Source organism: Amycolatopsis sp. NPDC006125 (assembly GCF_040614195.1).
GTDB classification, from domain to species: Bacteria; Actinomycetota; Actinomycetes; order Mycobacteriales; family Pseudonocardiaceae; genus Amycolatopsis_E; species Amycolatopsis_E tucumanensis.
In genome coordinates this window covers 1-6,057 of sequence record NZ_JBEXTZ010000194.1, presented here as the reverse complement: position 1 = coordinate 6,057, position 6,057 = coordinate 1, and the positions used below count along the sequence as shown (strand labels likewise).

The window sequence follows — 6,057 nt, the reverse complement described above, 5'->3', positions numbered from 1 at the left end:
GCTCACCCGGCGGCGCGCGGATGTCCGGCTGCACGCTCACCCGGCGCCATGCGCGCACCCGCCACGCGCCCACCCGCGGCGTGGGGTGCCCCGGCTGCCGTTGATCCGGCGGCATGCGGGCGCCCAACCGGGCGCTCACCCGGCGGCGCGCGGATGCCCGGCTGCACGCTCACCCGGCGCCATGCGGGTGCCCGGCCGCACGCTCGCCCGACGGCATGCGCGCACCCGGCCACGCGCCCACCCAACGCCGCATGGGCGCCCGGCTACGCCCTCAACCCGGCCGGCATGCGGGTGCCCCGGCTCCGCGCCCACCCGACGCCGCACGGGCGCCCAGCTACGCCCTCACCCGGCGCCGCGCGGGCGCCCGACTGCACGCACGCCCGGCGCCGCGCGGGTGCCCCGGCAGCGCGCAGCCTCCTCCGCCGGCTGCGTTCGGTTTTTCCGAACACCTCCTGGCTAGAGTGGATCTCATGGAGTTGCGGCAGTTGCGGGCCTTCGTGGCGGTGGCGTCGGCCGGCTCGGTCACCGGTGCGGCCTCGCTGCTCGAGCTGTCGCCTGCGACGGTTTCGGAGCACGTGCGGTCGCTCGAGAGCTCGCTCGGGGTGGTGCTGTTCGAGCGCAAGCCGACCGGTATGGCACTCGCCGAGCGTGGGCGCCTGCTGCTGCCCGAGGCGCGGCGGCTGCTCGACCAGGCCGAGTCGATCCGGCGCCTGGTGAGCGACGAGCGCACCCGCTTCACCGTCGGCGCGCTGGAAACCCTCGTCGCCACGCGGCTGCCCGCCGTCGTCGCCCGGCTCGCGGATCGGCGGCCCGACGTCGACCTGGCGGTGCGGTCCCTGATGCGGCAACCGCTGCTGCGCGCGGTGGCGGACGGTTCGCTCGACGCTGGCCTGCTGCTGGACACCGGAACCGCGCTCGGCACACTGGGCTTCGACGGCGGCGATCTGTCCTTTGTGGATATCGAGACCGTGCGGCTGCTCCTGGTCGCCCGCCCCGGGTACGACGGCGACGCCCTGCTGGTCACCCCGGACGGGTGCTCGTTCCGGATGGCCGCCGACCGGTTGCTGGGCACGGGCGGCAGGCGGCTGGAGTTCGACAGCGTGTCGACGATCCGGTCGTGGGTGGCGCAGGGCCTCGGCGTCGCGCTGCTGCCGGACTTCGCGGTCGGCGGCGACCTCGCGGACGGCACACTCGTCGCGCAGCCGATGGCGGATCCCGCCGAGCTGGCGTTGCGCGTGGTGTGGCGCACCGACCGCGAGGACGACCTGCGCGAGGTCCTCTACGCGATGGCGGCCTGAGCGGCCAGGAACTCCTCGAACGTGGTGCGCCCCGAGGTGTCCGGCGTCAGGTGGTGGCCAGCTCGGTAGGCGCGGGCGGTGGCGCCGGGGAGCGGGACCGGCACGAGCACGCGCCGGCGGCCCCGGTGGCGCAGGTAGCTCCGGGCCAGGTCGGCGAACTCCCGGACCTCGGGCCCGCCCATGTCCGGCGCCCGGCCGGCGGGGTCCTGGAGGGCGAGGTCCGCGAGGCGCGCGGCGACCTCACCCGCGTCGACCGGCTGGAACCGGAACCGGGCGGGGTACAGGACGGCAGGCAGTCGGCGCTGGACCTCCACGATGCGGCACATCAGGTCGTGGAACTGCGTGGCACGCAGGATCGTCCACGGCAGCCCCGACCCGATGACCGCCTCCTCCGCGGCGAGCTTCGCGCGGTAGTACGGGAGCGGGACCCGGTCGACGCCCACGATCGAGATGAACACGACGTGCGGCGTGCCGTGGCGCCGGGCGACGTCGAGGAGCGTCCTGGTCGTGGCGACGTCCTTGCCGCCGAGCGTGGTCGCGCAGTGGACGATCACGTCCGCGCCCGCCACCGCCGCGTCGATGCCCTGTCGGGTGCGGAGGTCGCCGGTGCGCCAGGCGTAGGCCGTGCCGTCCGGCGCCGGACGACGGCTTAGCACCCGGACTTCCCGCTCCGGCGCGAGGAGACGCCGGGCAACGGCCCGGCCGAGAACACCGGTCCCGCCGGTGACGAGGATCGTTTCGCTCATGCTGAGAAGACTCGGCAGGCCACCGAAACGTGACAGCGGCCGGGCGCGAAAGCACCCGGCCGCTGTGTCACATCGTCAGGTCAGCTGCAGCCGGAGGTGGCGCCGCAGCCTTCGCAGGCGTAGCAGGAGCCCGCGGGGCGCATCTTCGTTCCGCAGGTCATGCACAGCGGCGCGTCGGCCGCCTTGCCGAGGTGCAGGTCCATCAGCTCGGCCGTGCTGTGCGCCGCCTGGGGCTGCTCCGCCGGCTCGGCCTTCGCGGGGCTCGAGTCGACCGTGCTGCGCAGCGCCTCCAGGTCGACCTGCTCGGCCGGCTGCGAACCGTAGCCCGTCTCCACCTGCGCGGCGCGCTCGGCCGCGGTGAAGATGCCCAGCTCGGCCCGCTTCTCGTACGGCAGGTAGTCCAGCGCGAGGCGGCGGAACAGGTAGTCCAGCACGCTGGTGGCGATCCGGATGTCCGGGTCGTCCGTCATGCCGGCCGGCTCGAAGCGCAGGTTCGAGAACTTCGAGACGTAGAACTCCAGCGGGATGCCGTACTGCAGGCCCACCGAGATCGACATCGAGAAGGCGTCCATGACACCCGCCAGCGTCGAACCCTGCTTGCCCAGCTTGACGAAGATCTCGCCCAGCCCGTCGTCCGGATACGAACCGGCGTGCAGGTAGCCTTCCGCGCCGCCGACCGTGAAGGACAGGGTCTGGCTCGGGCGCTTCTTCGGCAGCCGCTTGCGGATCGGCTTGTACTCGACGACCTTCTCCGGCTCGACGTCGGCGGTCTCGGCCTTCTTCTTCGCGCTGGACAGCGGCTGGCCGACCTTGCAGTTGTCGCGGTAGATCGCCAGCGCCTTGAGGCCCAGCTTCCAGCCCTGGAAGTAGATCTCCTCGATCTCCTCGACCGTCGCCGTCTCCGGCATGTTGACCGTCTTGGAGATCGCGCCGGACAGGAACGGCTGCACCGCGGACATCATGCGCACGTGGCCCATCGGGGCGATGGACCGCTCGCCGATGGCGCAGTCGTACACCTCGTAGTGCTCCGGGCGCAGGCCCGGCGCGTCGACGACGTGGCCGTGCTCGGCGATGTACTCGACGATCGCCTCGATCTGCTCGTCCTGGTAGCCCAGGGTCTTGAGCGAGCGCGGGATGGTCTGGTTGACGATCTGCATCGAGCCGCCGCCGACGAGCTTCTTGAACTTCACCAGCGAGAAGTCCGGCTCGATACCGGTGGTGTCGCAGTCCATCATGAAGCCGATGGTGCCGGTCGGGGCGAGCACGCTGGCCTGCGCGTTGCGCCAGCCGTTCTTCGCGCCGATCTCGATGCCCTTCTGCCACTCGCGGGTGGCCAGGTCGCGGATCGCCACGTCGTTGGTGTGCATCGTGCGGATCGCGTCGTTGGCCGCGGCGTGCTTGCGCATGACGCGCTGGTGCGCCTCGGCGTTGCGGCTGTAGCCCTCGTACGCGCCGACCACGCCGGCCATCTCGGCCGAGCGGCGGTAGGACGTGCCGGTCATCAGCGACGTGATGCTCGCGGCGAGCGCGCGGCCGCCGTCGGAGTCGTACGCGTGCCCGGTGGCCATCAGCAGCGCGCCCAGGTTGGCGTAGCCGATGCCCAGCTGGCGGAACTTGCGGGTGGTGTCGCCGATCGCCTCGGTCGGGAAGTCCGCGAAGCAGATCGAGATGTCCATCGCGGTGATGACGAACTCGACCGCCTTGACGAACAGCTCACCGTCGAACGTGCCGTCGTCCTTGAGGAACTTCAGCAGGTTCAGCGAAGCCAGGTTGCAGCTGGAGTTGTCCAGGTGCATGTACTCGCTGCACGGGTTCGACGCGGTGATCCGGCCCGACTCGGGGCAGGTGTGCCAGTCGTTGATCGTGTCGTCGTACTGCAGGCCCGGGTCCGCGCACTCCCACGCGGCCTGCGCCATCGAACGGAACAGCTTCCGCGCGTTCACGGTGTCGATGACCTCGCCGGTGAGGCGGGCGCGCAGCCCGAACTCGGCGTCGGACTCGACGGCGCGCATGAACTCGTCGCTGACGCGCACCGAGTTGTTGGCGTTCTGGTACTGCACCGACGTGATGTCGGCGCCGGAGAGGTCCATGTCGAAGCCCGCGTCGCGCAGGACGCGGATCTTCTCCTCCTCGCGCGCCTTGGTCTGGATGAACTCCTCGATGTCCGGGTGGTCGACGTCGAGGACGACCATCTTCGCCGCGCGCCGGGTGGCGCCACCGGACTTGATGGTGCCGGCGGAGGCGTCGGCGCCGCGCATGAAGGACACCGGGCCGGACGCGGTGCCGCCGGAGGACAGCAGCTCCTTGGAGGACCGGATGCGGGAGAGGTTGATGCCCGCGCCGGACCCGCCGCGGAAGATCATCCCCTCTTCCTTGTACCAGTCCAGGATCGACTCCATGGTGTCGTCGACCGCGAGGATGAAGCAGGCGGAGACCTGCTGCTTGGAGGAGGTGCCGACGTTGAACCACACCGGGGAGTTGAAGCTGAAGACCTGGTGCAGCAGCATCCAGGTGAGCTCGTGCTCGAAGATCTCGGCGTCGGTGCCCGTCGCGAAGTAGCCGTGCTCGGTGCCGGCCTTCACGTAGGCGTGCACGACGCGGTCGATGAGCTGCTTGAGGCTGCGCTCGCGCTGCGGACTGCCCACCGCACCGCGGAAGTACTTGCTGGTGACGATGTTGGTCGCGTTCATCGACCAGAACTCGGGGAACTCGACGCCCCGCTGCTCGAAGTTGATCGACCCGTCACGCCAGTTGGTCATGACGACGTCGCGCTGCTCCCAGGCGACCTCGTCGTACGGGTGCACGCCCTCGGTCGTGAACACCCGGCTGATCTTCAGCCCCCGCTTGCCCCGCTTCGCCGACTTGCCGCTCGCCGTGCTCGCACCCACGGTCTCGGTCATCGATTCGTCCCTCCCGCCGCGTGCCGGGCTCATGCCCCGGCCGCGCTTTCGTCGCCGTGCTTGTCTGCCATGGCCTTGCGCAGGTCCGCGATCTCCTTCTCGAAGTCCTCGACCGAGGAGAAGGAGCGGTAGACGCTGGCGAACCGGAGGTAGGCGACCTCGTCGAGTTCCCGCAGCGGCCCGAGGATGGCGAGGCCGACCTCGTGACTCGGGATCTCGGCGACTCCGGCCGCGCGGATCGACTCCTCGACCCGCTGGGCGAGCTGCTGCAACGCGTCGTCGTCGACCGGCCTGCCCTGGCAGGCGCGGCGCACTCCCCGGACCACCTTGTCCCTGCTGAACTGCTCGGTGACCCCGGAACGCTTGACGACCGCCAGCACCATCGTCTCGGACGTGGTGAACCGGCGACCGCACGCCGAGCAGGACCGCCTGCGGCGGATGGCCTGCCCCTCGTCCACTTCCCGCGAGTCGACGACCCGGGAGTCGGCGTGACGGCAGAACGGGCAACGCACTTTCCGAACACCTTCCCCTCTCGTCCCGCGGGTGACATCCACCCCGGCCCGCGCCGCCACGCTACGACTCGAACCTGGTGATCAACATGTGGATATCCGGTGGGTGAACACCCACCGCCTGTGGACAACTCGTCCTCAGTCTACCCCAACTTGTGGACCAACTACAGCCATGTAACTACTAGATATAGCGGTGGACCTTAGAACGCGCGCAGGCGGGGCGCAAGCGACACGAGCGAGTGATGAGGTATGGCGACGGCCTTCACGAGCCCGTGATCACGGAGCCGGATTCGATCGGCACGGTGAGCAACAGACCCGGCACGACCGACTCGGCCGGCAGGTGGTTCAGCTCCTCGATGCGCTCGACCACGGCGCCCGTGTCGCTCCCCGGCGCGTACTGCCGCGCCAGATCCCACAGCGTCTCCCCCGGCGCGACCGCGACGGTGGCCGTCCGCTCCGGGACGTCCGGCGCGAACGACCCGGCGAAAACACCCAACCCGGTGACGGCGAGCGCGATGGCGACCCCGACCGCGGCGAGCCACGGCCACCGCGGCGCGATCCGGCGCGGGCAGGCGGCGACCGGACCGGGACGGCGGCCGGCGAC

Annotated in this window: 5 protein-coding genes; 1 reads left to right on the top strand and 4 read right to left on the bottom strand. The window is 70.9% G+C overall.

Annotated elements, in window-relative coordinates; translation table 11 throughout:
• Positions 1–470: 470 nt before the first annotated feature.
• Positions 471–1,298, top strand: coding sequence for a LysR family transcriptional regulator (locus ABZ193_RS43025; protein WP_354714587.1), 828 nt, complete (start codon positions 471–473; stop codon positions 1,296–1,298).
• On the opposite strand, the gene ABZ193_RS43020 is transcribed toward ABZ193_RS43025, so the two are convergent.
• The 4 genes from ABZ193_RS43020 to ABZ193_RS43005 all read right to left on the bottom strand — a co-directional run.
• Positions 1,280–2,044: an NAD(P)H-binding protein gene (locus ABZ193_RS43020; RefSeq protein ID WP_354714585.1), complete on the bottom strand. Its 765-nt coding sequence runs from the start codon at positions 2,042–2,044 to the stop codon at positions 1,280–1,282. The genes ABZ193_RS43025 and ABZ193_RS43020 overlap by 19 nt on opposite strands.
• Positions 2,045–2,124: 80 nt before the next feature.
• A complete protein-coding gene (locus ABZ193_RS43015) occupies positions 2,125–4,944 on the bottom strand; it encodes a vitamin B12-dependent ribonucleotide reductase (protein ID WP_354714583.1) in 2,820 nt (939 codons plus the stop codon).
• A gap of 29 nt (positions 4,945–4,973) precedes the next feature.
• Positions 4,974–5,456: a transcriptional regulator NrdR gene (nrdR, locus tag ABZ193_RS43010; protein WP_027936105.1), complete on the bottom strand. Its 483-nt coding sequence runs from the start codon at positions 5,454–5,456 to the stop codon at positions 4,974–4,976.
• Between the two features lie 259 nt (positions 5,457–5,715).
• The coding region (locus ABZ193_RS43005; protein ID WP_354714580.1) for a LysM peptidoglycan-binding domain-containing protein at positions 5,716–6,057 on the bottom strand (342 nt) is incomplete at its 5' end.